Source organism: Streptomyces sp. NPDC047982 (assembly GCF_043204165.1).
Classification (GTDB): Bacteria; Actinomycetota; Actinomycetes; order Streptomycetales; family Streptomycetaceae; genus Streptomyces.
Window position 1 is genome coordinate 1 of the sequence record NZ_JBIDBS010000025.1, and the last position, 26,547, is coordinate 26,547.

15 protein-coding genes are annotated in these 26,547 nt (G+C 72.9%); 11 read left to right on the forward strand and 4 right to left on the reverse strand.

Annotated elements, in window-relative coordinates:
• Window positions 1-178 precede the first annotated feature (178 nt).
• The 5 genes from ACGF2V_RS26435 to moeZ all read left to right on the forward strand — a co-directional run bounded on the left by ACGF2V_RS26435 (window position 179) and on the right by moeZ (window position 6,992).
• On the forward strand, window positions 179-2,116 hold the full coding sequence (locus ACGF2V_RS26435; RefSeq protein ID WP_362629351.1) for a DUF3492 domain-containing protein: 1,938 nt from the start codon (window positions 179-181) through the stop codon (window positions 2,114-2,116).
• 79 nt (window positions 2,117-2,195) lie between these two features.
• Window positions 2,196-3,659: a hypothetical protein gene (locus ACGF2V_RS26440; RefSeq protein WP_362629354.1), complete on the forward strand. Its 1,464-nt coding sequence runs from the start codon at window positions 2,196-2,198 to the stop codon at window positions 3,657-3,659.
• Between the two features lie 201 nt (window positions 3,660-3,860).
• On the forward strand, window positions 3,861-4,826 hold the full coding sequence (locus tag ACGF2V_RS26445) for an NAD-dependent epimerase/dehydratase family protein (RefSeq protein ID WP_362709009.1): 966 nt from the start codon (window positions 3,861-3,863) through the stop codon (window positions 4,824-4,826).
• The gene (locus tag ACGF2V_RS26450; RefSeq protein WP_362629364.1) at window positions 4,814-5,728 is read left to right on the forward strand and encodes a spherulation-specific family 4 protein; all 915 of its coding nucleotides are present in this window, start codon (window positions 4,814-4,816) and stop codon (window positions 5,726-5,728) included. The genes ACGF2V_RS26445 and ACGF2V_RS26450 overlap by 13 nt, the downstream gene beginning before the upstream one ends.
• 85 nt (window positions 5,729-5,813) lie before the next feature.
• On the forward strand, window positions 5,814-6,992 hold the full coding sequence (gene moeZ / locus ACGF2V_RS26455) for an adenylyltransferase/sulfurtransferase MoeZ (protein WP_362709007.1): 1,179 nt from the start codon (window positions 5,814-5,816) through the stop codon (window positions 6,990-6,992).
• Window positions 6,993-7,125: 133 nt separating this feature from the next.
• Here moeZ and ACGF2V_RS26460 read toward each other — a convergent pair whose 3' ends face one another.
• The 3 genes from ACGF2V_RS26460 to ACGF2V_RS26470 all read right to left on the reverse strand — a co-directional run bounded on the left by ACGF2V_RS26460 (window position 7,126) and on the right by ACGF2V_RS26470 (window position 12,137).
• A complete protein-coding gene (locus tag ACGF2V_RS26460) occupies window positions 7,126-7,296 on the reverse strand; it encodes a hypothetical protein (protein ID WP_362709005.1) in 171 nt (56 codons plus the stop codon).
• 173 nt (window positions 7,297-7,469) lie between these two features.
• On the reverse strand, window positions 7,470-9,092 hold the full coding sequence (locus ACGF2V_RS26465; protein WP_362629374.1) for an alpha/beta hydrolase: 1,623 nt from the start codon (window positions 9,090-9,092) through the stop codon (window positions 7,470-7,472).
• Window positions 9,093-9,272: 180 nt separating this feature from the next.
• Window positions 9,273-12,137, reverse strand: a complete 2,865-nt coding sequence (locus ACGF2V_RS26470) for a lysylphosphatidylglycerol synthase domain-containing protein (protein ID WP_362629377.1) — start codon at window positions 12,135-12,137, stop codon at window positions 9,273-9,275.
• Window positions 12,138-12,544: 407 nt separating this feature from the next.
• Between ACGF2V_RS26470 and ACGF2V_RS26475 the strand changes: the two genes are divergently transcribed.
• The 5 genes from ACGF2V_RS26475 to nudC all read left to right on the forward strand — a co-directional run bounded on the left by ACGF2V_RS26475 (window position 12,545) and on the right by nudC (window position 23,511).
• Window positions 12,545-12,928, forward strand: coding sequence for an MGMT family protein (locus ACGF2V_RS26475; RefSeq protein ID WP_362629380.1), 384 nt, complete (start codon window positions 12,545-12,547; stop codon window positions 12,926-12,928).
• A 614-nt stretch (window positions 12,929-13,542) separates the two neighbouring features.
• Window positions 13,543-17,076 carry an ATP-dependent DNA helicase gene (locus ACGF2V_RS26480; protein ID WP_362709003.1) on the forward strand — a complete coding sequence of 1,178 codons (3,534 nt, stop codon included), beginning with the start codon at window positions 13,543-13,545 and terminating at the stop codon, window positions 17,074-17,076.
• Window positions 17,077-17,260: 184 nt separating this feature from the next.
• Window positions 17,261-21,103, forward strand: coding sequence for an ATP-dependent DNA helicase (locus tag ACGF2V_RS26485; protein ID WP_362709000.1), 3,843 nt, complete (start codon window positions 17,261-17,263; stop codon window positions 21,101-21,103).
• A 10-nt stretch (window positions 21,104-21,113) separates the two neighbouring features.
• Complete coding sequence (locus tag ACGF2V_RS26490) at window positions 21,114-22,508, forward strand: dipeptidase (protein ID WP_362629389.1); 1,395 nt, start codon at window positions 21,114-21,116, stop codon at window positions 22,506-22,508.
• Window positions 22,509-22,563: 55 nt separating this feature from the next.
• Window positions 22,564-23,511 (forward strand): NAD(+) diphosphatase, encoded by a 948-nt coding sequence (nudC, locus tag ACGF2V_RS26495; RefSeq protein WP_362708997.1) that lies wholly within the window; start codon window positions 22,564-22,566, stop codon window positions 23,509-23,511.
• A gap of 222 nt (window positions 23,512-23,733) precedes the next feature.
• Here nudC and ACGF2V_RS26500 read toward each other — a convergent pair whose 3' ends face one another.
• Complete coding sequence (locus ACGF2V_RS26500; RefSeq protein ID WP_148839091.1) at window positions 23,734-23,988, reverse strand: mycoredoxin; 255 nt, start codon at window positions 23,986-23,988, stop codon at window positions 23,734-23,736.
• 261 nt (window positions 23,989-24,249) lie between these two features.
• On the opposite strand from ACGF2V_RS26500, the gene ACGF2V_RS26505 reads away from it, so the two are divergent.
• Window positions 24,250-26,448 carry an ATP-dependent DNA helicase UvrD2 gene (locus ACGF2V_RS26505; protein WP_362708995.1) on the forward strand — a complete coding sequence of 733 codons (2,199 nt, stop codon included), beginning with the start codon at window positions 24,250-24,252 and terminating at the stop codon, window positions 26,446-26,448.
• Window positions 26,449-26,547 lie beyond the last annotated feature (99 nt).

Sequence of the window (26,547 nt, forward strand, 5' to 3'; positions counted from 1 at the left end):
CCCCCCGCCCCCCCCCCCCCCCCCCCCCCCCCCCCCCCCCCCCCCCCCCCCCCCCCCCCCCCCCCCCCCCCCCCCCCCCCCCCCCCCCCCCCCCCACCGGCGTATCCGCTTACGGTCGTGCCGCTGTGAGTCGACGTGCCGACGGAGGCCGTCCACAAGGGAGATCGGGGGTGCGCTCATGCGGATCGGATTCCTCACCGACGGTGGTTGTCCGTACGCGGTCGGTGAGTCCGGACTCTGGCGCGACCGCCTGGTGCGCGGGCTCGCTCCGCACGAGTTCGCTCTCTACGTGCTCAGCCGCTCGGCCGATCAGGAGGAACGGGGCCGGGACCCGCTCCCGGCGCATGTCCGCCCGGTACGGACGGCCCCGCTCTGGACGTCCGACGAGGACGCCCTGGGCAGCCGCACCCCCGGCACGCTGCTCGCCCGGATGACGACGGGTCGGCGCGCCCGCGCGTACGGGCGGCACGAACGGCGGCGCTTCACGGCGTACCTCACGGCTCTCGCCACCTCGATCTGCGCGGCGCGCGCGCTGGACGGCGAGCCGCGCGCGCCGCGCAGCGTGGCGGGAGCCTCGGACGGACCGGTGGGTCCCAGGGGCGCGAGCGCGGGAGCGGGCGCGAACGAGTGCGCGTACGAGTACACCGGTGCCACGGACGGCGGGTTCGCCGAAGGGCTGTACGGACTCGCCGAACTGGCCCGCGAACACGGCGGTCTGCCGACGGCCCTCCGCTCCGAAACAGCCCTGCGCGTACTCGAAACCGCCTGCCGTGCCCCGGGCGGCGGAGGCATCGCACGCACCGCGACCATCGCCGACCTCCTCGACCTCGCCCGCGAGATCGAGGAACTGCTGCGCCCCCTCTCGCTCGACTGGTACGACGACCGGGGCCTCGGCGCGGTCGACCTCTGCCACGCCGCCTCCGGTGGGGTCACAGCGCTCCCGGGACTACTGGCCAAGCACTTCTTCGGAGTGCCTCTGCTGGTCACCGAGCACCATGTGCCGCTGCGGGAGCACTACCTCGCCATGGCCCGAACGCCCCTGAGCGCGCCGGTGCGCGCCGTGCTCGCGGGCTTCCACCGACGGCTCGCCGCCGAGGTGTACCGGCAGGCCGCACTCATCACCCCCGGCGACACCCGCACCCGCCGCTGGCAGGAGCGATGCGGCGCTGGACCCGAGAAGCTGCGCACCGTCCACACCGGTCTCGACCCCGCCCGGTTCACGGCGCTGGGGGAGAGCGGTGACAGTGGTCCGGACGACACGCTCGTCTGGGTCGGCCGTGTCGAGCCCGCCAAGGACCTGATCACGTTGCTGCACGCCTTCGCGGAGGTACGGAAGGCCGAGCCGGCCGCCCGGTTGCGAATCATCGTCACGGCGTTGCGGGGAGAGGAGAGCGCCGACCATCTGGAACACTGCCGGGCGCTGGCCGCTCAGCTGTTCCCCGGCGAAGTCGTGGACGCGCGCCCCGTCGACGACGGCCCGGTCTCCTTCGATGACGACGGCCCGGTCTCCTTCGAGCACGCTCCGGTCTCCTGCGACCTCGGCCCGGTCTCCTTCGATCAGCTGGGCGGGGCCGAGGTGCCGGACCTCGTGGACGCCTACGCGGCGGGCGGGGTCGTCGTCCTGTCCAGCGCCGTCGAGCACTTCCCCGACACCCTCGTCGAGGCGATGTTCTGTGCACGGGCCACGGTGTCGACGGACGTCGGCGCTGTGGTCGAGGTCATCGGCGGTACGGGGCTGGTCGTGCCTCCGCGCAACCCCAAGGCGCTCGCCGATGCCTGCCTCGCGCTGCTGCGCGACCCCGAGCGCCGCGCACGGCTGGGCGCGGCGGCGCGCGCGCGAGCGCTCGAACTCTTCACCGCCGAACAGAATCACGCGGCGTTTCGGGGCATCTACCTGGAGCTGATCTCGCGCGTTCCGGTGCGCAGGGAGGACGAGACGGTGGCCGCCGACGGCCGGCCGCGCCCGTTCGCCACCCCGCCCGAGGCACATGTCCTGGGTCCGTGGACGGCTTCGGGGGCCCTCCACGTGGAGCCCGCCGACCGTACGCCCGGCTGGGTCCTCGGGCCTCCGGCCGTCTGCGCGGGAGCACGGGGGGCGGGGGACGGCGATGCGTGAACGAGCAACGGACCGGCTGGACCGCGGCGGCGGGCAGGTACGGGAGGAAGCAGTGGGGGACGATCACGGAGGAGAGACGATGAGCCGCCCGATCGACCCGAACGAGGTGTCCGGCGCACCCGTCACATCCGCCATCGGGTCCGCCACTGGCCCCACCGTGGGGTCCGCCACCGGCCAAGGCCGGGACCTCCGCTCGCCGGTGTCGGCCGCCGAACCCCTGCCAGGGTCCGTGCGGGGCGGCGTCGCCCCGTCACACGTCGCCGCCACCGCGTCACGGACGACCGGCCGACACGCCGCGGGAGCCGGGGCCGACACGCCTCGCGCCCCCGAGATCGCCCACCCCACCCAGGCGCGCCCGCGCATCCGCGCGCACACGGGCCCTGCCGACCCCGTGAAGGCGCTGATGCACCGCCATCGCGCCCTGTGCCAAAGGGCCGTGGACCCTTTGGAGATCGCCGCCGCGCTCGAAACCCATGGCGTGACCGATCGCGTCGCCGCCCGCTACCGGCACCGTGACGTCTTCTCGCTCGCCGAGGAGCTCTTCGCCCGGGTGCCCGCCGTGGCGCAGGAGCCCATGACCGCGCATCGCGCGCCGGAGCGCGACACCGCGAGGCGCGCCGCCTGGACACTCCGCGCACTCGTCCCGGGCGCCGCCTGCGTGGCCGCCCTCGGTGCGCTGGAGCTGACCGAGGGGGCGCTCGACGACCGGGCACGGCTTGCGATCGGCCTCGCCGGAACACTCCTCGCGGCCATCGGCCTCGCTCTCGCCCTGCGTGACGGCCCCCTGCGCGTGGCGGGCGGGTCGACGGCCGCCGCCCGTGTCTACGGCTGCTGGCTGCTCGGTCACGTCCTGTTCGGTGACGCCCTGCTCCACCAGGTGCTCAGCGGTGGTCCCGAAGGCCCGTGGACGCTCACCCCCGTGCCCCTGGCGGGGCTGGCCCTCTCCGTCGCCCCGGCCGCCTGGTGTGCGCACCTCTTCTCCGTACGCGCGCACCGCGTACTCGTCGTCAGCCGGACGCGGAGGCAGTTCTCCGCGGGCGTGCGCCCCCTGCTGTTCGTCGTCGTCGCACTCCAGCTCTGCGCTCTCGCGGCACTGCTCCGCCTCGCGTACCTGCTGTTCGGCGGCGGCGCGTTCGTCGGGGCGGCCGCGCTCGGGGCGCTGCTCCTCCTGGCCCGGCTGCTGACCGTGCACGGCCACCCCGAACCCGCCACGGCCGCCCTGGCCGCCGCCTGCGCCGTCGAGGTCCTGGCGCCCGCCCTGGTCATGGCCGGGCGGCTGCCCGGTCTGCACGTCCTCGCTCGCCCCGTCGACATCCTGGTCGCCGCGGCCGGCACCGGAGCCGTACCCGCCCTCGCCTGTGGTGCGGCCGCGCTCGCGCTGCTGACCACCGCAGCAGTCGTCCTCCCCCGAGCCTCCGCCCACGCCACCGACCGGCCGGTCCGTGCCGTCCATGCCACGGATCGGCCGGACACCACGGACGGGGCGGATGTACTGGCTCATGTCACCGACCGGCCGGGCGGCGCGGCCCGGCCCATCGCGTAACCGAAGCTCCCGGCCCGCCTCACGCGGCGCCGGGTCACGAACCACCCCCCACGTGCGAACCATCGCACCACGCGCATGCCCCGCGGAGCCGACGCCGCGGGTCTCGCGCCTCCACCCGTTCCACTTCTTGAAGGAGACACCGGACATGACCCCCCAAACCCCCACACCGGCAGCCGGCCGTCGGCACCGAGGGGGCGCACGATGAGGGTGCTGCTGCTCGGAGCCAACGGATTCCTCGGCCGGTTCGTCGCCGACCGGCTGCTCGCCGACCCCGCCGTTCACCTCACGGCGCTCGGCCGCGGCGACGACGCCGATGTGCGGTTCGACCTCGCCACCGGCAGTCCCGGCGCGCTGACCCGCTTCCTGGACGCCGTCCACCCCGGAGTCGTCGTCAACTGCGCGGGCGCCACCCGTGGCGGAGCCCGCGACCTGACCCGGCACAACACCGTCGCCGTCGCCACCGTCTGCGAGGCGATGCGGCGCAGCGGCTGCACGGCCCGGCTCGTCCAGCTCGGCTGCGCCTCGGAGTACGGACCCTCGCAGCCCGGCTCGTCGACCGCGGAGGATGCGCTCCCGCGCCCCGGCGGCCCGTACGGCGTCAGCAAGCTCGCCGCCACCGAACTCGTCCTCGGTTCCGGCCTCGATGCGGTCGTGCTGCGGGTCTTCTCGCCGGTGGGCCCCGGTACCCCGGCCGGTTCCCCGCTCGGCAGGCTCGCCGAGGCGATGCGCCGGGCGATGCAGTCCGGCGACGGTGAACTGAAGCTCAGCGGCCTCGGCGTGCAGCGCGACTTCGTCGATGTACGCGATGTCGCGCGCGCCGTGCACGCCGCCTCGCTCTCCGCCGCGCAGGGGGTCGTCAACATCGGTACCGGCCGTGCCGTGCGCCTGCGGGACGCAGCCGCCGTCCTGGCCAGGGTCGCCGGATACGCGGGCGCACTCCACGAACTCGACGCGCCCCCGCCCCGGCTGCCCATCGGCGCCCCGCGCTCCTCCAGCGAGTCGCTCATCGAGCACCTCTCGGCGACTCCGTCCCCCTACCCGGACGGCTGCGGCGCCTGGCAGCAGGCCGATGTTCGTACCGCCAGGGACCGGCTCGGCTGGCGCCCCCGGATCAATCTGGAGGAGTCCCTCGCCGACATCTGGATGGAGGCCGCGTGCCGCATCTGACCTCCGTCGGCACCATCCGCAAGGCCGGTGGTGCCACACCGCTCGGCTTCGGCGTACCCGGGTACGCGCACCCGCTGCTCGCCCCCACGGAGTGGGCCGAACTCACCCGCCCAGGCACCCCGCTGCACTGGGCCGTCCTCAACATCGACGACGGCCCCGGCGCCCGCCCCGACCCGCACTGCCTGGAGGCCGCGGGCCGTCTGCGCAACGCGCGGGAGCGCGCGCTGCACGGCGACGCCCCGCACGACTCCGTACGGGCGGCGGGCGGTCGGCTGCTCGGCCACCTCGACCTGGCCTTCGGCAGCCGTCCCTTCGGGGACCTGATGGCCGACGCGCAGTCCTTCCTGAGCTGGTACCGCGTCGACGGCTTCTACCTCGGCCGGTGCCCGTCCGAACGGGCCGAACTCCCGGCGGTCCGCCGCCTCACCAGCACCCTCGCCACCCTCCTCGAACACGGCGCGCACAGCGGGCACCGCGACGGGACGGGAAGCGAAGGGCACGGCGAGGGCACGGGGAGCGGGGGGCACGGCGAGGGGACCGGGCGCGGCGGGCACGGCCGAGGAGTCGGGCCGCTGGTGCTGGGCGTGGGCACGCATCCGCACCCCGGCTATGCCGAGGCCGCCGACCAGTTGGTGACCTTCTCAGGGCCGTGGAGGGACTACCGCTGGTCCCAGGTGGCGGAGTGGACCGCCGACTACCCGCCCGAGCGGTTCGCGCACTTCGTCCACGGTGTTCCGCGCACCCACCTCGACGAGGCCATGCGCATCGCGCGCTGGCAGGGCGCGGGCACCATCTTTTTCACGGACCGAGACGGTCACCACGGGCGCAGTGACCCGTTTGCGGCACTGCCCAGTTACTGGGACGAAATCGTCTCGCGCATCGGACCGGGTATCTCGGAATGAGAAAGGGCGTGGCAGTGTTACCGAGAGAACAACCGTACGCAGACGAAGTACGTAGAAACCGACCACCTGCATAGTTGAGGTCCCTGTGTCGCTGCCACCCCTGGTCGAGCCAGCTGCTGAGCTCACCGTCGACGAGGTCCGCAGGTACTCCCGCCACCTGATCATCCCGGATGTCGGGATGGACGGGCAGAAGCGGCTGAAGAACGCGAAGGTGCTGTGCGTCGGGGCCGGCGGTCTCGGCTCCCCGGCCCTGATGTACCTGGCCGCCGCCGGTGTCGGCACGCTCGGCGTCGTGGAGTTCGACGAGGTCGACGAGTCGAACCTGCAGCGCCAGATCATCCACAGTCAGTCCGACATCGGCCGCCCCAAGGCCGAGTCCGCCAGGGACTCGGTCCTGGGCATCAACCCGTACGTGAACGTGGTCCTGCACGAGGAGCGGCTCGAAGCCGACAACGTGCTGGACATCTTCGCCCAGTACGACCTGATCGTGGACGGCACGGACAACTTCGCCACCCGCTATCTGGTCAACGACGCGGCGGTGCTGCTGAACAAGCCGTACATCTGGGGCTCGATCTACCGGTTCGACGGCCAGGCGTCGGTGTTCTGGTCCGAGCACGGCCCCTGCTATCGCTGCCTCTACCCGGAGCCGCCCCCGCCGGGCATGGTCCCCTCCTGCGCCGAGGGCGGTGTGCTCGGCGTTCTCTGCGCCTCGGTCGGCTCCATCCAGGTCACGGAGGCCATCAAGCTGCTCGCCGGTGTCGGCGACCCGCTCGTCGGTCGGCTGATGATCTACGACGCCCTGGAGATGCAGTACCGCCAGGTCAAGGTCCGCAAGGACCCCGACTGCGCGGTCTGCGGCAAGAACCCCACCGTCACCGAGCTCATCGACTACGAGGCGTTCTGCGGCGCCGTGTCGCAGGAGGCACAGGAGGCGGCGGCCGGTTCCACGATCACTCCCAAGCAGCTCAAGGAGTGGATCGACGCGGACGAGAAGATCGAGATCATCGACGTCCGCGAGCCCAACGAGTTCGAGATCGTCTCGATCCCGGGCGCCCGGCTGATCCCGAAGAACGAGTTCCTGATGGGCAACGCCCTCCAGGACCTCCCGCAGGACAAGCGCATCGTCCTGCACTGCAAGACGGGCGTCCGCAGCGCCGAGGTCCTCGCGGTCCTCAAGTCGGCGGGCTTCGCCGACGCGGTGCACGTGGGCGGCGGCGTGATCGGCTGGGTCAACCAGATCGAGCCCGAGAAGCCGGTGTACTGAGCACGAAGCACCGAGCACGAACGCTCCGGAGGGGCCGTCCGCATGCCGCGGATCGGCCCCTTCCGCGTATCCGGTGTTCTCCTCGCGCCCGGCGCTCACCCCGTACCCCGGCGCTCGTCCGCGCACGTGGCGCTCATCCCGAACCCCTGGGGCTCCGCGCGCCCTCGTGGGACGGCGTGGACGCGGAGCCGCGATCCGTCCCCTCGGCCTGTTTGCCGTCGTCGCCGGTGCCGCATCCCGCGAGCAGCCCCGTCAGCAGCAGCGCGGCCCCGGCCAGCGCCCCGGCCCGTACGTGTCCGACCATGTGTGTCCTCCCCCGTGTGCCGCTTCCCGTGCGTGCTCCGTCGGTTCGGGGCGCACCTTCGGCACGTACACCGTACGGGAGGGGGCCGACAGGCCGCTCGGGGGCGGCGACCGCTCGCGGACGGCGGTCGGTGGTCCGCAGCCGGCGATCGGAGGTCGGAGGACGGAGATCGGTTACGTGCAGACGGTCCCGGCGGCGGGCACCTTGCCGTCCATCAGGTAGTCGCCGACGGCCTTCTGCACGCAGGCGTTGTTGCTGTTGTACGCGCCGTGCCCCTGGCCCTCGTACGTCATCTGCACGCCGACGCCCTCGCCCAGCGCGTCGGCCATCGCCTTCGAGCCCTGGTACGGCGTGGCCGGGTCGCCGGTGTTGCCGATGACGAGGATGGGGGGCGCACCCGGGGCGCTGACGTCCGGGGTCTTCCAGGCGCCCGCCACCGGCCAGCCGGTGCAACTCATCAGGCCCCAGCCCAGGTAGTCGCCGAAGATCGGCGACGCGGCATGGAAGGACGGGAGCCTCGACTTCACCTGGTCGACGGTGAACCGCTGCTTGGAGTCGGCGCAACTGATGGCGGTGTTGGCGGACATCGAGTTGTCGTAACGGCCGTCCTGCGAGCGACCGTTCAGCGAGTCGGCGAGAGCGAGGAGCAGCCCGCCGTTCCCGCCGTCGGCCTCGTCCACGCCCTGCTCCAGCAGGGGCCAGGTGGCCCTGGAGTAGAGGGACGCCGCGATGCCCGTGGTGGCCAGGGTCTGGGTGAGCTGTCGGGAGCCGAGGCCGGGGACGGGCTTCTTCTCCAGCCGGTCGAGCAGGTCCCCGATCCCCTGCTCGACCTCCTTCGCGTTGGAACCGGGCAGCCTGCAGGCATCCCCGCGGGCCGCGCAGTCCTTGGTGAAGTTGTCCAGTGCGAGCTGGAACCCCTTGGCCTGGCCGAGCGAGGACTGCTCGGAGTCCTGGGTCGGGTCGACCACCGCGTCCAGCACCGCCCTGCCGACGTTCTTCGGGAACAGGTGGGCGTAGACGCCGCCCAGTTCGGTGCCGTAGGAGATGCCGAAGTAGTGGAGCTTCGTGTCGCCGAGCACCTGGCGCATCAGATCCATGTCGTGGGCGGCGTCGGTGGTGCCGAGGTAGGGGAGTTCCCTGCCGGAGTGCTTGTGGCAGGCCGCGGCGAACGTCTTGGTGTCCTTGACCAAGGCGTTGACCTCGGCGCTGGTGTCCGGGGTGCCGTCGGTCGCGTAGCGCGCGTCGAGCTGCCGGTCGGTCTCGCACGCCACGCCGGCGCTGCGGCCGACCCCGCGCGGGTCGAAGCTGACGAGGTCGTAGCGGGCGCGGAGCTTGTCGTAGGCGGTGCCGAAGGCGGGCAGGATGGCGACGCCGGAGGCGCCGGGGCCGCCGAAGTTGAAGACGAGTGAGCCGATGCGCCGGTCCGGGTCCTCGGCCTTGGTCCTGGCCCGGATGAGCGCCAGGTCGATCGTCGCGCCGTCGGGCTTCGCGTAGTCGAGCGGGGCCTTCATGGAGGCGCATTCCCAGCGGGTGCCGTCGGGCAGTGGGGCCGGGGCCCTCCCGCCGCCCTGTGCCGCGGACGGCGCGGGGCAGGGCTTCCACGTCAGCTTCTGGGACCCGAGTCCGCCGGGGCCGCTGCTCGCCTCGGCGGCGTTCGCCGCGCGCGGGGAACTGTTCCGCGGCCCGTCAGGGCCGCTGTCGTCGCCGCTGTCCGAGCAGGCGGAGAGCGCGAGGGGCAGGAGCACGGCGGCGGTGGCGGCGACGGCGGCGGCACGCAGGGCGGGGGAGGTCCTCATGCTGCCCATCGTGCGGCGGGGGCGGGACCCGTGCACGGGGCACCGGTCCAAGCGGGTGGCTCCCATGCCTCCCTGGGCTCACCAGGCTCGCCGGGCTCCCTGGGCTCCGTGAGCAACCGAGGGTGAGGACCCGGGGCGGGCCCGGAGTGGGAGCGCCGGGAGGCGGGGCCGGGCAGACCGTCAGAGCGCGCCCTTGCGTGTCAGGTGGTTGAAGCAGAGCCAGCCGGGGAGCACCGGCAGCCACAGGGTCAGCAGCCGGTACAGCAGCACCGCCGGTGCCGCGACCTCCTTCGGCAGGCCGACCGCGATCAGCCCCAGCGTCAGCGCGCCCTCGACCGCGCCCATGCCGCCCGGGGTGGGCGCCGCCGACCCCAGCGCGTTGCCGGCCAGGAAGACCACCGCGATGCTCGCGTAGCTGAGCGTCGGCACGTCCGGACCGCTGAAAGCCCGGATCGACGCGTCCAGGCACATCACGAACGTCCCGGTCAGCAGCAGCATCCCGCCGATGCCCGTCAGCAGCTTCTGCGGCCGCTGCACCACGTCGAGCATGCGCGGCACGACCCCTGCGAACAGCGACCGCACCCGCGTCACGACGAACTTCCGCAGGAACGGAACCGCCGTCACCACCAGCACCAGCACGGCGACCGTCAGCAGCCCGGCGATCACGGTCCTGGACGGCGTGAGCGAGGACGGCGTCCTCTCCGTACCCGTCAGATACCCGAACGCCGCGAGCAGCAGGATGTGGCAGCCGAGACCGAAGAGCTGCGAGGCACCGACACTCGCCACCGCGAGCCCGGGACGGACCCCGGCCCGTTGCAGGAACCGCGTGTTCAATGCCACACCGCCGACCGCGGCCGGGGCGACGAGCTTCACGAAGGACCCGGCGACCTGCGCCAGCACGGTCCTCCTGAACGGCACCCGCTCCGGCACGAAGCCCAGCAGGCTCATCGCCGCCGCGACGTAGCTCAGCGCCGAGAAGCCGACCGCGGCCGCCACCCAGCCCCACTCCGCCTGCTCGACGACCGCGCCGAAGTCGGCCTGCGTGACCTGCGAAATGAGGAAGTACGCGGCGATCGCACCGGCGATGCAGCTGACCAGGGTCCGCGCCTTGATGCGTTCCAGGCGGACCGGTTCGACCGGCGCCTGCGGCCGGATGCGCAGCACCTGCCGACGCATCTGGGAGAGCAGATCCTCCTCGCGCGCTCCCTCCAGTGCCTCGTCCACGGCCCGCTTCTCGGCCTGTTTCTGCACGCGCAGCGACTTGCGCTCGGCCTTGCGCCCGGCCCTGGTGTCGGTCCTCCGCTCGGCCGCCCGTTCGTCCTCGTGGCCGGGGGCCGCGCCGGCGTGCTCCTCGCGCGTGGCCTGCTCCAGGGCCCTGGCGCGCTTGGCCGCGTTCGACGCCTCCAGCACCGCCTCGCGCTCGCGCTGCGAACGTTCCCGGGCGAGCCGCCGCAGCGTGGCCCGGGTGGAGCGGCTCAGCGCGATCGGCTGGAGCAGCGGCAGGCAGTCCGCCACCACGTCGGGCCCCAGCACCTCCAGCGCACCGGCGACGGCCCGCTCGGCGCCCACCCGCAGCCCCGTGGTGGTCAGCAGCTGGGCGACGTCCATGCGCAGGACCAGGTCACCGGCCGCGACCTCACCCCCGCGCAGATCGGTGACGAAGACCGCACCGGAACGATCCACCAGGATGGCGTCGCCGGTGAGCCTGCGGTGCGCGATGCGGCGCGACTGGAGAGCCTTCACCTGGCGCCAGGCGCCCCGCAGCACCTCGTCGGTGATCTCCGAATCCTCCAGCGCGTCCAGGGAACGGCCGCCGATGTGCTCGTAGACCAGCATCACGGCGTCGGGCCCGAGCTCGGAGGTGGCGATCAGCTTGGGCGCGTTGGCCCCGGCGGCGATCGCCGCGTACGCGAGCAGCGCCTCCTGTTCCAGCGCCTGACGCAGCGACTGGAACGACCGGCTCTGGGTGATGCCGCGCAGCGTGAGTCTGCGCCACACCCGGTAGTAGAAGCCCTGGGCCTGCTGCTCGCGGTCGACGACCGTCACGTCGAGCGGCGGCCCGTCCTCCAGCGTGACCAGATAACGGCGTCCCCGGTCGTTCTGGTCGCCGGAGTCGGGGGTGTCGTCGGCGCGCATCGCGGTGACGGGGTGGAAGCCGACCCGGCGCAGACCGGCCATCAGGTGCTGACCGGTCGGCCGTACGTTGGGCGAGCCGACCGCGTACAGAGTGCCGTACGCCACGGTCCAGCCGATCAGCACGGTGAGGACGATCGAGAACGGGGTGGTGAAGCCGCCCACCAGCATGGCGAACGCGTCGAGCAGCAGCACCACCCACAGCACGACGCGCCAGCGCGGCCGTCTCGCCATCCCGACGGCCGTCATGTACGCGATCACGGGGGCGAGATAGCCGTGCACGGGGTCGGTGAGCGCGTCCCCGGGTTGGGGCTGGGTCGTCAGGGCGTCCTTGATGGTGCCGGGGGCGGATTCGGCCACCCAGAGGTCGGCGGCCAGCGTGACGCCGTGCGCCAGTACGGCGGCGAGCACCCCGTCCGCGATCCGCAGCCCGTCGCGCTTGATCAGCCGCTCGATGGCGAAGACGACCGGAACGAGGAGTACGGCGATGCTGGAGACGAGCCCGGCGAGCTTGATCAGGGCGTCGGGCGCCTGGCCGGTGCCCTTCGTGATGTCCTCTTCGAGCCCGGCGGTGGTGCCGTGGGCGAACGCGGCGATCGCGAACAGGACGCTGATCGCCAACACACCGATGAGCAGCCGCATGAGGTCGGAGGGGCGGTGCACCCGGGCGGGGAGCAGCGGTTCGTCCCCCGAGACGCGTTCGGCCTGTTCCGCCGCGACGGTCGAGAGCGTCGAACCGGCCAGGCGCCCGGGCGCCTCGGCGTTCCTGCCTGGCGCTTCCCGTGCTTCGGGTGTTTCCGGTCCTTCGGGTGTTTGCGGTGATTCCGGTGTCTGCGACGCTTCCGGTGCGTGCGACGGTGCCTCCGGGTGCGGTTCGGCGTCGGGGGCGTCCGCCGCCTTCGGTGGCTGCACGCCCTGCTCCTTCATCGCCTCTGAGTGTTCTTCGTGGTCTCGTATCACCGGTCACCGCCCGCACGATGGTGGCACGGCCCGGCGACAGAGAAGGGCATCAGGGTGCACCGCGCGGACACGCGAAGCGCAACATACGCCCCTTTGCCCTCGCACGCACGCTGTGTGAGCGGGCGCACACCGGTCCGAGTGGGCTGTCGGTGGCGTACGGCAGGATGGCTCGGATGAGCCAACACCGGACAGGTGCCGAGGGAACGGGCAGGGAGAGAACGGGAACCGGGCAATCGCGTGGCGACGGACCGGGTGCCGGGGAAGCGCGTGGTGAGGGCCGGGGCGGCGCCGGGACGAGCCGTGTTCCGGAGGCCGACGCGGTCCCCGAGCACGCCGACGGGCCAGAGCACGCCGACCGGGTGCCAGAGCACGCGGACCGGATCCCGCAGTACGCGGAACGGGTACTCGATGTCGCCGACCTGATCCCGCCCGGCCGTGTCATGACGTACGGGGACATCGCAGAATGGCTGGGCGACGGCGGTCCCCGCCAGGTCGGACGAGTCATGGCGCTGTACGGGGGCGCCGTGCCGTGGTGGCGTGTGGTGCGGGCCGACGGCGCGCTGCTGCCGGGCCACGAACTGCGCGCACTGGACCACTACCGCGAGGAGAACACCCCGCTGCGCGAGGCGTCGCGCGGCGCGGAGGGCCATCTGCCGCGCCTCGACATGAAGCGGGCGCGGTGGGACGGCGTCATCGGCGATGCCGGCGAGGACGGGGACGAGGACAGAGGTGCTCACATCTGACAGCTTCGGCCATTCGGGGGCGCAACGGGCAGCGCCGGGCCAGCACGGTCCGCCCTGCGTCCGGTGCAGGACCCGGGCGGAGGCCCTGAGAGACCGGCGGAACACGGAATGCGACGGGGCGTACGACCGCGCACGTGACGTGCGACACGGTGAGGGCGTCGGCGCGGCGTACGACGGCGTGCGTGATGTGCGACACGGTGTGGCGACCCACGGACGACATCGCCCCGCCCGCGACGCGGCCCGGGGCGTACGCGATGTGCGAGGTGACACGTGGGGTGACGTGGGTCGTGGCGCACGACCTGGCGCGGACCGTCGGGTGCGACGCCGGGGGTGTGACGCGGTGCGCGGCGCCGGGGTGCGGGGCACGAAGCGAGTCGTGATGCGTGGCGTGCGTGGCGTGATACCGGGGCCCGGCCTGATACCGAAGCGCAGAGCGATACGGAAGCGCACGGCGACGCCGATCGTGGTGCGTGACGTGACGAGTCACGCAGTGGGCCGACGCCGCCCCGCGCCCTCACTGGCGTAGCGTCGTCGGTCCGCGGCACGCACCGCGTCCTCATCACCCCTGCACCCATCCGCCCTCACCCGCACATCCACCAGGACCGGCGATCCACGTGAACTCCTCCACCACCCGACACAGTCCGCACCGTCAGGCACGGCAGCGGACCGCGGGCGCGTTCCGACTGGTGCGCACCGTGCCGGGCCCCGTGGATCCCCCTCTCCTGGACGCGGCGCAGCGTGCGGTGGTTGACCACCCCGGAGGGCCACTCCTGGTGCTCGCCGGTCCAGGCACCGGCAAGACGACCACGCTCGTCGAGGCGGTCGCCGCCCGGGTGGCACGCGGCGGCGACCCCGGCCGAGTCCTGGTCCTCACCTTCAGCCGCAAGGCCGCCGTGGAACTGCGCGACCGGATGGCCGTCCGGATGGGGGCCACCCGCAGCCCGCAGGCCACCACGTTCCACTCCTTTTGCTACGCGCTGGTCCGCGCGCACCAGGACGCCGACCTCTTCGCGGAACCGACGCGACTGCTCTCCGGTCCGGAGCAGGACGTCACCGTCCGTGAACTGCTGGCCGGCCAGCTCGACCTGGAGAAGGGCGGCTTCCCGCACATCCGCTGGCCCGACGAACTGCGGGCCTGCCTGACCACGCGCGGATTCGCCGACGAGGTACGGGCGGTGCTCGCCCGTAGCCGTGAGCTGGGCCTGGGCCCGGACGCCCTGGCCGCCTTCGCCCGCCGCACCGGCAGGCCGGACTGGGGCGCGGCGGCACGGTTCCTGGCGGAGTACCTGGACGTGCTCGACGCCCAGGGGGTGCTGGACTACGCGGAGCTGGTCCACCGGGCCGTGCTGCTCGCCGAGCGCCCCGAGACGGCGGCACGGCTGTCGGAGCGGTACGACGCGGTGTTCGTCGACGAGTACCAGGACACGGACCCGTCACAGGTACGGCTGCTGCACGCGCTGGCCGGGAACCGGGGGAACAGCCGGGGGACCGGGGGCGGCCGGGACCTGATCGCCTTCGGCGACCCCGACCAGTCGATCTACGCGTTCCGGGGTGCCGATGTGAACGGCATCCTCGACTTCCCGGAGACCTTCCGTCGGGCGGACGGCACGTCGGCCCCGGTCGCCGTCCTCACCACCTCGCGCCGTTCCGGCGGCCGGCTGCTGGAGGCCACCCGGCTGCTCACCCGCCGGATGCCGCTGCCCCGGCTGCCCGCGGACCAGGTCCGCGCCCACCGGGAGCTCGCCGCCGTCCACGAGGGCGGCAGGGTGGAGGCGTACACCTACCCGACCGCCTCCACCGAGCTGGACAACATTGCCGATCTGCTGCGCCGGGCACATCTGGAGGACGGCGTTCCGTGGAGCGAGATGGCGGTGCTCGTACGGGCCGGGGGGCGCACGATCCCCTCGCTCCGCCGGGCCCTGACATCGGCCGGAGTTCCCCTGGAGGTCGACGGCGACGACCTTCCTCTGCGCCATGAACCCGCGGTCGCGCCCCTCCTGACCGCACTGCGCGCGGTCGCCACGGCGGCACTGCGCCGGGGCGCGCCGGGCGCAGCCGCCCCGGGTACGGCGCCGACGGCGTCGGAGACACCAGGGACAGCAGAGACGGCAGAGGCACCACAGGCGCCGGAGCCGGCAGAGACACCACCAGGGACGACAGAGGCATCGGAGACGACAGAGGCACCAGGGACGACAGAGGCATCGGAGACGACAGAGGCATCGGAGACGACAGAGGCACCAGAGGCGACAGAGGCATCGGAGACGTCGGCGGCGTCCTGGCTGGACACCGAGACCGCCCTGTTCCTCCTCACCTCCCCCCTCGGCTCCATGGATGCGGCCGATCTGCGTCGCCTCGGGCGGGCCCTGCGCGACGAGGAGCGGGCCGCCGGGAACCGGGTACCGCCGCCCTCCGGCGAGCTGCTGGCCCGCGCGCTCGCGGAACCGGAACGGCTCGTCACACATGACCCGGCGTACGCCCGCGGCGCCCAGCGCCTCGGTGCGCTCCTGCGCAAGGCGCGCGAGCTGCTCGAAGGCGGCGGCACGGCGGAGGAGGCGCTGTGGGAGCTGTGGGCAGGCACCCCATGGCCGATGCGCCTGGAACGCGCCGCGCTGCGCGGGGGAGCGGGCGGACGCAATGCCGACCGCGACCTCGACGCCGTCTGCGCGCTCTTCGAGACCGCCGCCCGTGCCGAGGAACGCACCGGCGGTCGCGGCGCGCTCAACTTCCTGGAAGAAGTGGACGCCCAGGACATCGCCGCCGACACCCTCTCCCGGCGTGCGCTGCGCCCCGACGCCGTACGGCTGATGACCGCACACCGGTCCAAGGGCCTGCAATGGCGCGTGGTCGTCGTCGCGAGCGTGCAGGAGGGGCTCTGGCCGGACCTGCGCCGCCGGGGCTCGCTGCTCGAAGCTGACCGGATCGGCCGCGACGGCCTGGCCGAGCCGCTCACCCCCGGCGCCCTGCTCGCCGAGGAACGCCGCCTCTTCTACGTCGCCGCGACCCGCGCCCGCGAACGCCTCGTCGTCACCGCGGTCAAGGCGCCCTCCGACGACGGCGACCAGCCGTCCCGCTTCCTCACGGAACTCGGCGTCGAACCGCGCGACGTCACCGGCCGCCCGCGCCGCCCGCTCTCCGTCGCCGCACTCGTCGCCGAACTCCGCGCCACCACTGTCGACCCGGACGCCTCCGAGGCCCTGCGCGAAGAAGCCGCCCGCCGCCTCGCCCGGCTCGCCGCGCTCGCCGACGACGAAGGCCGGCCGCTGGTGCCCGCGGCCCATCCGCACCGCTGGTGGGGCCTGAACGAACCGACCCGTTCCGTCGTCCCGCTCCGCGACCGTGACCGGCCCGTCGCCCTCTCCGGCAGCGCCCTGGACCAGCTCGCCAACACCTGCGCGCTCCAGTGGTTCCTCGGCCGCGAGGTCAAGGCGGACGCCCCGGCGACCGCCGCCCAGGGCTTCGGCAACGTCCTTCACGTGCTCGCCGACGAGGTGGCCTCCGGGCGTACCCCCGCGGACCTGGCCGTCCTGATGGAACGACTGGACTCGGTCTGGGACGGTCTCGCCTTCGACGCCCCCTGGAAGTCCCGGCAGGAGAAGGAACAGGCCCGGATCGCCCTCGAACGCTTTCTGCGCTGGCACGTCATGGACCGCACCGGACGCACCCATGCCGCGAGCGAGCACGACTTCGACCTGACGCTGGAGGCGGGTGAGTACCGGGTGCGCATCCGCGGCTCCATGGACCGGGTCGAGCGGGACGCCGAGGGCCGGGCCTACGTCGTCGACTTCAAGACCGGCAAGCAGTCGCCCACCAAGGACCAGGTCGCCCGTCACCCCCAGCTCGCCGTGTACCAGCTGGCCGTACGCGAAGGCGCGGTCGACGACGTCTTCGACGGCCACCGCCCCGAACCGGGCGGCGCCGAACTCGTACACCTGCGTCAGCCCGCCCCGAAGAAGGAGGGCGGCGACACCCTGCCCAAGGTGCAGGCCCAGGAACCGCTCTCCGGTGAGTGGGTGTCCGAGCTGCTGGCCACGGCGGCCGGCCGGGTCCTGGACGAACGGTTCACCCCCACGACGGGCCAGCACTGCGCGCACTGCGCCTTCCGCGCCTCATGCAGCGCCCAGCCGGAGGGACGCCAGGTCGTGGAATGACCGAGCAGGGTTCGGCAACGACCGCAGGGCTCGGCAGTACTCGGCAACGACCGGCGCTGCCCGGCAGCCGTTGTCGCCGCCCGGCACTGGCCGACATGGCTCGGCAATGACAGACATGGCTCGACGGGGCTCGGTCCGGGCTCGGCACCGCACGTTGTCGGTGGGGCAGGTTAGCCTCGATCGGGTGTCCCCACGCATCACCGATCCCGAGCAGCTGAAGGAACTCCTCGGGATCCCGTTCACCCCGGAGCAGACGGCCTGCATCACCGCGCCGCCCGCCCCGCAGGTGATCGTCGCCGGAGCCGGGTCGGGGAAGACCACGGTGATGGCCGCGCGTGTGGTGTGGCTGGTGGGGACGGGACAGGTCGCCCCCGAGCAGGTCCTCGGGCTCACCTTCACCAACAAGGCGGCGGGCGAGCTCGCCGAACGCGTCCGCAAGGCCCTCGTCGCCGCCGGGGTCACCGACCCGGACGCCATTGATCCGGACGACCCGCCCGGCGAGCCGAGCATCTCCACGTATCACGCGTTCGCCGGCCGACTCCTCACCGAGCACGGACTGCGCATCGGACTGGAGCCCACCACTCGCCTCCTCGCCGACGCCACCCGCTACCAGCTGGCCGCCCGCGTACTGCGTGAGGCCCCGGGCCCGTATCCGGCCCTGACCCGGTCGTTCGCCACCCTGGTCAGCGATCTGCTGGCCCTCGACGCCGAACTGGCCGAGCACCTGGTCCGGCCGGGGGAGCTCGCGGAGTACGACACCGATCTGCTGCACACGCTCGAAACGGCCCGGCTCACCAACGCCGAGCTGCGCCGGATCCCCGAGACCGCGCGGGCCCGCCGCGAGCTGCTGGACCTGACCCGGCGCTACCGCGAGGCCAAGAGGAGCCGCGACCTCCTCGACTTCGGCGATCAGATCGCGCTCTCCGCCGAACTGGCACTGACCCGCCCGGAGGTCGGCGCGATCCTGCGCGACGAGTTCAGGGTGGTGCTGCTCGACGAGTACCAGGACACCTCGGTCGCGCAACGGCTCCTGCTCTCCGCCCTCTTCGGCCGTGGGCCGGCCGGGGCGTCGGCGACCGCACAGGCGCAATCGGCGGGGACCGCGCACGCGGAAGCGACAGGGACGGTGCGGGCCGAGACGGCGGGGACCAAGCGGGCGGAGACGGCGGGGTACGGCCACGGGCAGACGGCGGACACGTCGCCGACCGGGCACGCGGTCACCGCCGTGGGCGACCCCTGCCAGGCGATCTACGGCTGGCGAGGCGCCTCCGTCGCCAACCTCGACGACTTCCCGCTCCACTTCCCGCACGCCGACGGAACCCCCGCCACTCGCTACTCCCTCAGCGAGAACCGCCGTAGCGGCGGTCGGCTTCTCCACCTGGCCAATGGCCTCGCCGCACCCCTGCGCGCCATGCACGAGGGCGTCGAGGCGCTGCGCCCGGCCCCCGGTGCCGAGCGCGACGGCACCGTCCGCTGCGCCCTGCTGCGCACCCACGCGGAGGAGCTCGACTGGCTCGCCGACTCCATCGCCCATCTCGTGAGGACCGGCAAGGAACCCGGCGAGATCGCCGTCCTGTGCCGCACCGCGGGCGACTTCCCGGAGATCCAGGCCGCGCTGGTGGCGCGTGACGTCCCGGTCGAGGTCGTCGGCCTCTCCGGGCTGCTCCACCTGCCCGAGGTCGCCGACCTCGTCGCGGTCTGCGAGGTCCTCCAGGACCCGGGGGCCAACGCCTCCCTGGTCCGGCTGCTCACCGGCCCCCGCTGGCGGATCGGCCCCCGGGACCTGGCACTGCTCGGCCGCCGCGCCCGCCTCCTCGTGCACCGCGCGGCACACGGCGACGAGGACGGTCCCGACCTCGACCGGCGCCTCGCCGACGCCGTCGAAGGCACTGACCCGGCCGAGGTGATCTCGCTCGCCGACGCGCTGGACACCTTCCTCGAATCGGGCGGGGAGGCGGACGACGGGCTGCCGTTCTCCACCGAGGCCCGCGTCCGCTTCGCCCACCTTGCGGCCGAACTGCGCGACTTGCGCCGCTCCTTGGCCGATCCCCTCATGGATGTGCTGCACCGGGTCCTCACCACCACTGGCCTGGAGGTCGAGCTCTCCGCGTCGCCGCACGCGCTGGCCGCCCGCCGCCGCGAGACGCTGGCCAACTTCCTCGACGTGGCCGCCCGCTTCGCCGCCGTCGAGGGCGAGGCCACGCTTCTTGCCTTCCTGGGCTTCCTGCGCACCGCCGTCCAGTACGAGAAGGGCCTGGACAACGCTCTGCCCGGTGGCGAGAACACCGTCAAGGTCCTCACCGCCCACAAGTCCAAGGGCCTGGAGTGGGACGTCGTCGCGGTGCCCGGCCTGGTCGCCGGTCAGTTCCCCAGCGCCCAGGCCCGTGACGCGTGGACGTCCCAGCCCCAGGTCCTGCCGCACGCCCTGCGCGGGGACACGGCCACGCTCCCCGCCCTCGACTCCCCGGACGCCAAGGGGCTCAAGGGGTTCAAGGAGGCGATGAAGGAGCACCAGCACACGGAGGAGCTCCGCCTGGGGTACGTGACCTTCACCAGGCCCCGCTCGCTGCTGCTCGGCTCCGGCCACTGGTGGGGGCCGGCCCAGAAGAAGCCGCGCGGCCCGTCCGCCTTCCTGCACGTGCTGTACGAGCACTGCGCGGCCGGACACGGCGAGATCGAGGCATGGGCGGATGAACCGGCCGAGGACGAGGAGAATCCCGCGCTGGAGGAGAAGCGGGCCGACCGCGCATGGCCGCTGCCTCTCGACGACACCGCACTGACCCGACGCAGGGCCGCCGCCAAGACGGTCCTGGCGCATCTGGACGCCCTGACCGCGGCGGAGGCCGACCCGGACGCGTACGGGACACGGGCCGACGTCCCGGATCATCCGCACGACGACCCGTACGGGAACGGCCCGTACGACGGCCACTTCCTCGACGACGAGATGAACCCGGACGAGAAGTGTCCGAATGAGGCGTATTCGGGCGAGATGCACGAGATGCATCCGAAGGGGATGTATCCGGGCGGGATGTATCCAGACGAGATGTATCCAGATGGGGCACTCCACGAGGTGCAGCCGGACGTGACCCACCCCGACGAGGCCGACGACTGGGACGCCCTGTCGACGGAGCGCCCGCCCGCATCGGGCACCGCCGCCCCCGCCCCGGGCACCGCCGCCCCCGTCCCGGCCCCCACGCAGGCTCCCGCCCCGGCCCCCGCCGCCCCCGTCCCGGCAGCACGCGCCCCCGAACGCGCCGAGGAGGCCCACCACACCCCCCGCGGGCCCGAGGCGCACCATCGACGCCATACCCCCGAGTCGCACCGCCTCACTTCCGAGGAAGCCCGCGTGCTGGCCTCCTGGGACCGCGACCTCGACGCTCTCACCGGCGAACTGCGCCGCGCCCGTGCCACCGTGCGCGACATCCCCGTACCTCCCACGCTCTCCGCCACCCAGTTGCTGAAACTCGCGGACGACCCCGACGGCTTCGCGCGGGAGCTGGCCCGCCCCATGCCGCGGCCGCCGCAGCCCGCGGCCCGCCGGGGCACCCGCTTCCATGCCTGGGTGGAGTCCCGCTTCGAGGAGCTCCCCCTGCCCATGCTCGGTCCGGACGAGCTGCCCGGCGGTGACGAGAACGACGCCGAGATCGCCGACGAGCGGGATCTCGCCGCCCTCAAGGAGGCGTTCGAGCGCACCCCGTACGCCCGCCGAACGCCCTACAAGGTGGAGACACCGTTCCAGATCACACTCGCGGGCCGGGTGGTCAGGGGCCGCATCGACGCCGTCTACCGCACGGAGGACGGCTACGAGATCGTCGACTGGAAGACCACCCGCACCCACACCGCCGACCCCCTTCAGCTCGCGGTGTACCGCCTGGCCTGGGCCGAACTGCACGATCTGCCCCTCACCGCCGTCACCGCCACGTTCCTCTACGTGCGCAGCGGGGAGACCGTCCGGCCCGCCCGGCTCCCGGACCGGGCGGAACTGGAGCGGATCCTGCTGGACGAGCCACCTCCCGACGGCCGATAGGCTCGACACCATGAGCGACACCCCGGACAGCGCCGTCCACACGTACATCGAGCAGCACCGCACAGCCTTCCTCGACGACCTCGTCGCCTGGCTGCGCATCCCGTCCGTGTCCGCCCAGCCGGAGCGCGACGGGGACGTACGGCGCAGCGCCGAGTGGCTGTCCGCCAAGCTGACGGAGACCGGCTTCCCGGTCACCGAGATCTGGGAGACCCCCGGTGCCCCCGCGGTCTTCGCCGAGTGGCCGTCCGGCGACCCGGATGCTCCGACCGTTCTTGTCTACGGGCACCACGACGTGCAGCCCGCCGCCCGCGAGGACGGCTGGGAGACCGACCCGTTCGAGCCCGTGATCCGCGACGGCCGCATGTACGGGCGGGGCGCCGCCGACGACAAGGGGCAGGTGTTCTTCCACACCCTCGGTGTGCGGGCCCACCTCGCCGCCACCGGCCGGACCAGCCCCGCCGTCAACCTCAAGCTGCTGATCGAGGGCGAGGAGGAGTCCGGTTCGCCGCACTTCCGCGCCCTGGTCGAGGAACGGGCCGCCCGCCTCGCCGCCGACGCCGTGATCGTCTCCGACACCGGCATGTGGGACGAGAACACGCCCACGGTCTGCACGGGCATGCGCGGCCTGGCGGAGTGCGAGATCGAGCTGCACGGCCCCGAGCAGGACATCCACTCCGGTTCGTTCGGCGGCGCCGTCCCCAACCCCGCGACCGCCGTGGCCCGGCTCGTCGCCGCGCTGCACGAGGCGGACGGCCGGATCGCGATACCCGGCTTCTACGACGGCGTGACGGAGCTCACCGAGGCCGAGCGGGCACTCTTCGCGGAACTCCCCTTCGACGAGGCGAGCTGGCTGCGCACCGCCCGGTCCCGGGCGGCGTCGGGCGAAACCGGCTACTCCACGCTGGAACGCGTCTGGGCCCGTCCCACCGCCGAGGTCAACGGCATCGGGGGCGGCTACCAGGGCGCGGGCAGCAAGACGATCATCCCGTCGTCCGCACTGGTGAAGATCAGCTTCCGGTTGGTCGCGGGCCAGGACCCCGACCACATCCAGCAGGTGGTCCGCGCCTGGGCCGAGGCGCGGATCCCGGCCGGCATCCGGCACCGGATCACCTTCTCCCCGGCCACCCGCCCCTGCCTCACGCCGCTGGACCACCCCGCCCTCCGAGCGGTCTCCCGGGCGATGGGACGGGCCTTCGGCCGGAAGATCCTCTTCACCCGCGAAGGAGGCTCGGGGCCCGCCGCCGATCTGCAGGACGTACTCGGCGCTCCCGTCCTCTTCCTCGGCATCTCCGTCCCTTCCGACGGCTGGCACGCCCCCGACGAGAAGGTCGAACTGGACCTGCTGTTCAAGGGCGTGGAGACGACCGCCCACCTCTGGGGCGAGCTGGCCGAGGCACTCCGTTGAGCTTTTCGCCGAGCCCTCTGAACACCCGAACCGTCCCGGGGAGTAGGAAGCACCTGTGAGCACCTTCGACTATGCCGCCACGGACCGGCCCATCGGTCTCACCGCGCCCAGCGGCATCGACCGCGCGGCGCACCACCGCCTCGACGAGGCATGGCTGTCGGCCGCGTGGAGCCACCCCACCACGCGTGTGTTCGTCGTCTCCGGCGGACAGGTGCTGATCGACGACACCGCCGACGGCGGCACGCAGATCGTCATGACACCGGCCTTCGAGGCTCCGCTCACCGAGACCCACCGCTACTTCCTGGGCACCGACGCGGACGGTGTCAGCTACTTCGCGCTCCAGAAGGACTCGTTGCCCGGCCGCATGGACCAGCCGGCCCGCCCGGCCGGACTGCGTGAGGCCGGGATGCTGCTCGGCCCCCGCGACGCCGGACTGATGGCGCACGCGGTGGCCCTGGAGAACTGGCAGCGTCTGCACCGCTTCTGCTCGCGCTGCGGGGAGCGCACGGTCATCGCGGCGGCCGGTCACATCCGCCGCTGCCCGGTCTGCGGCGCCGAGCACTACCCGCGTACCGACCCCGCGGTCATCATGCTGGTGACGGACGATCAGGACCGCGCCCTGCTGGGCCGTCAGGTGCACTGGCCCGAGGGCCGCTTCTCCACGCTCGCGGGCTTCGTCGAGCCGGGGGAGTCGATCGAGCAGTCCGTGGCCCGCGAGGTCCTCGAGGAGGCGGGCATCACGGTCGGCGAGGTCGAGTACATCGCCAGCCAGCCCTGGCCGTTCCCGTCCAGCCTGATGCTCGGCTTCATGGCACGGGCGACCTCCTTTGAGATCGATGTGGACGGCGAGGAGATCGAGGAGGCCCGCTGGTTCTCCCGCGAGGAACTGACCGCGGCCTTCGAATCGGGCGAGGTCCTGCCCCCGTACGGCATCTCGATCGCGTCCCGCCTGATCGAGATCTGGTACGGAAAGCCGCTCCCCAAGCCGGGCAGCGTCGGCTGAGGACCCGGGCCGCGCCGGTCGAGCACCGGGCCCATCCGGCCGAGTACCCGGGCGGCGCCGGACGGGCGTCCCGAGGCCGAGCCGGACGAGGCGCCGGCTGGCATCCGGCCGGAAGACGCGAGAACGCCCCTCACCGAGTCGGTGAGGGGCGTTCTCCTCGTTCCTCCGTACCACGCGGCCGGTCGTCGGCGGATCGGGCCGTTTCGGCGGCCGGACGTCGGATCAGGCGGCGAGCGCCTGCTTCACCTGGGCCAGGGACGGGTTCGTCATGACGGCCTCGGCGCCCGTCGAACCGACCACCAGGACGGTGGGCACGGTCTGGTTGCCCCCGTTGGCCTTCTCGACGAAGGCGGCGGACTCCGGGTCCTGCTCGATGTTGATCTCGTTGTACGCGATGCCCTCGCGGTCCATCTGGCTCTTGAGCCGACGGCAGTAGCCGCACCACGTGGTGCTGTACATCGTCACAGTGCCCGGCATCTCTTCCCGCTCCTCTGTCTCGTTCGACTGCGCGGTCCTGCTCGGCCCGCTGTCGGATGGGCAACGTATGCGGGCCGATCACCATTCCCGCCACCGCCCGGTCCGGAGACATCTCACACCGGGCCCGCCAACAGGGCCCGTGCGGAGTCCCGCCATCGCCCCGCGCGGAGTCTCGCAATTAACTCGCAATTAATACGACGGACAGGCCGCCCCTGTGGACAACCTCCGCACCGGTCTCATGCGACCTGGCAGCATGGCGGGGTGACAGCAGCAACGCCTTCCTCCCTCTTCCCACAGATCCCCGAGTCGGCCGACGCCGTGCTCGACGGGCTCGACCCCGAGCAGCGCGAGGTCGCCACGGCCCTGCACGGCCCGGTGTGTGTGCTGGCGGGTGCCGGTACGGGCAAGACGCGTGCGATCACCCATCGCATCGCCTATGGGGTGCGCGCGGGGATACTCCAGCCGACGAGCGTGCTCGCCGTCACGTTCACCAACCGGGCCGCGGGCGAGATGCGCGGACGGCTGCGCCAGCTCGGCGCCGGCGGGGTGCAGGCGCGGACGTTCCACTCCGCCGCGCTGCGCCAGCTCCAGTACTTCTGGCCGAAGGCGGTCGGCGGCGAACTGCCGCGGCTGCTGGAGCGCAAGGTCCAGCTGGTCGCGGAGGCGGCGGCCCGCTGCCGCATCCGGCTCGACCGCAACGAACTGCGTGATGTCACGAGCGAGATCGAATGGTCCAAGGTCACCCAGACCGTGCCCGCCGACTACCCGGCCGTGGTCGCCAGGACCCACCGGGACGCCCCTCGCGATCCGGCCGAGATCTCCCAGATCTACGCCATGTACGAGCAGCTCAAGCGCGACCACGCGGTGATCGACTTCGAGGACGTGCTGCTGCTGACCGTCGCCATCCTCCAGGACCGTCACGACATCGCCGAACACGTCCGCCGCCAGTACCAGCACTTCGTGGTCGACGAGTACCAGGACGTCAGCCCCCTCCAGCAACGGCTCCTCGATCTCTGGCTCGGTGACCGGGACAGCCTGTGCGTGGTCGGCGACGCCGGCCAGACGATCTACTCCTTCACCGGAGCCACACCCGAACATCTGCTGAACTTCCGTAGCCGCCACCCCCACGCGACCGTCGTCAAGCTGGTCCGGGACTACCGCTCCACCCCCCAGGTCGTCCATCTGGCCAACGGGCTGCTCGGCCAGGCCCGCGGCCGCGCCGCCGAGCACCGGCTGGAGCTGGTCTCGCAGCGCGACCCCGGACCCGAGCCCGTCCGGACGGAGTACGCGGACGAGCCCGCGGAGGCGGAGGGCACCGCCCGCCGCGTCCGCGACCTGATCGCCGCGGGCGTCCCGGCCGGCGAGATCGCCGTTCTCTACCGGGTCAACTCCCAGTCGGAGGTCTACGAACAGGCCCTGGCCGACGCCGGCGTGCCCTACCAACTGCGTGGGGCGGAGCGCTTCTTCGAACGGGCGGAGGTGCGGGAAGCGGGCACGGCGCTGCGAGGCGCCGCGCGCGCGGGAGGCAACGACCGTCTGCTGGACGACGCGGAGGACCTGGCGGCCCAGGTGCGCGCGGTGTTGTCCACCAAGGGGTGGACACCGCAGCCGCCCGCGGGTTCCGGGGCGGTGCGTGACCGCTGGGAGTCCCTTGCCGCGCTGGTCCGGCTCGCCGAGGACTTCGAGCGGGCCAGGCCGGGGGCGACGCTCCGCGACCTGGTGGCGGAGCTCGACGAACGGGCCGCCGCCCAGCACGCCCCCACGGTCCAGGGAGTCACCCTCGCCTCGCTGCACTCGGCGAAGGGTCTGGAATGGGACGCCGTGTTCCTGGTCGGACTGACCGAGGGCATGCTGCCGATCGCCTACGCCAGGACCGACGAGCAGATCGAGGAGGAAAGGCGGCTCCTCTATGTCGGCATCACCCGGGCCCGTGTCCACCTGTCGCTGTCCTGGTCGCTCGCCCGCTCGCCGGGCGGACGGGCGGGCCGCCGCCCGAGCCGGTTCCTGACCGGACTGCGCGCCGGGACCGCGGCCCGTGGCGTCCACGCCGAGGTGATCGGGGGCGGCGGCGGGGGCGAACGGACCCACGGCCCGGCCGCCCGGCGCACCCGCCGTCGCCCGGCCCGGTGCCGAGTCTGCGGGAAGACCCTCACCGACGCGGGCGAGATGAAGCTGATGCGCTGCGACGACTGCCCGTCCGACATGGACGAGGCGCTGTACGGGCGGCTGCGCGACTGGCGGGCGGTCAGGGCCGAGGAGATCGGCCAGCCTCCCTATTGCGTGTTCACCGACAAGACGTTGATGGCGATCGCCGAAGCGGTGCCGGGCAGCGCGGGCGAACTGGCGGTGATCTCTGGTGTCGGCACGCGGAAGCTGAACCGGTTCGGGACCGCGGTTCTCGCCATCTGTGCAGGTGGAGCCAGGGAGGAGGAGGCATCCGAGGCCCCTGACGAAGCGTGAGGGAAACTCGTCGGAAAAATAGTTTGCGCCTGCCCCAGTCATCACCATAGGTTCTTAACCACAGGGACAGCGGCTTCTCTGAAGCCCTGGCTCTGTGCT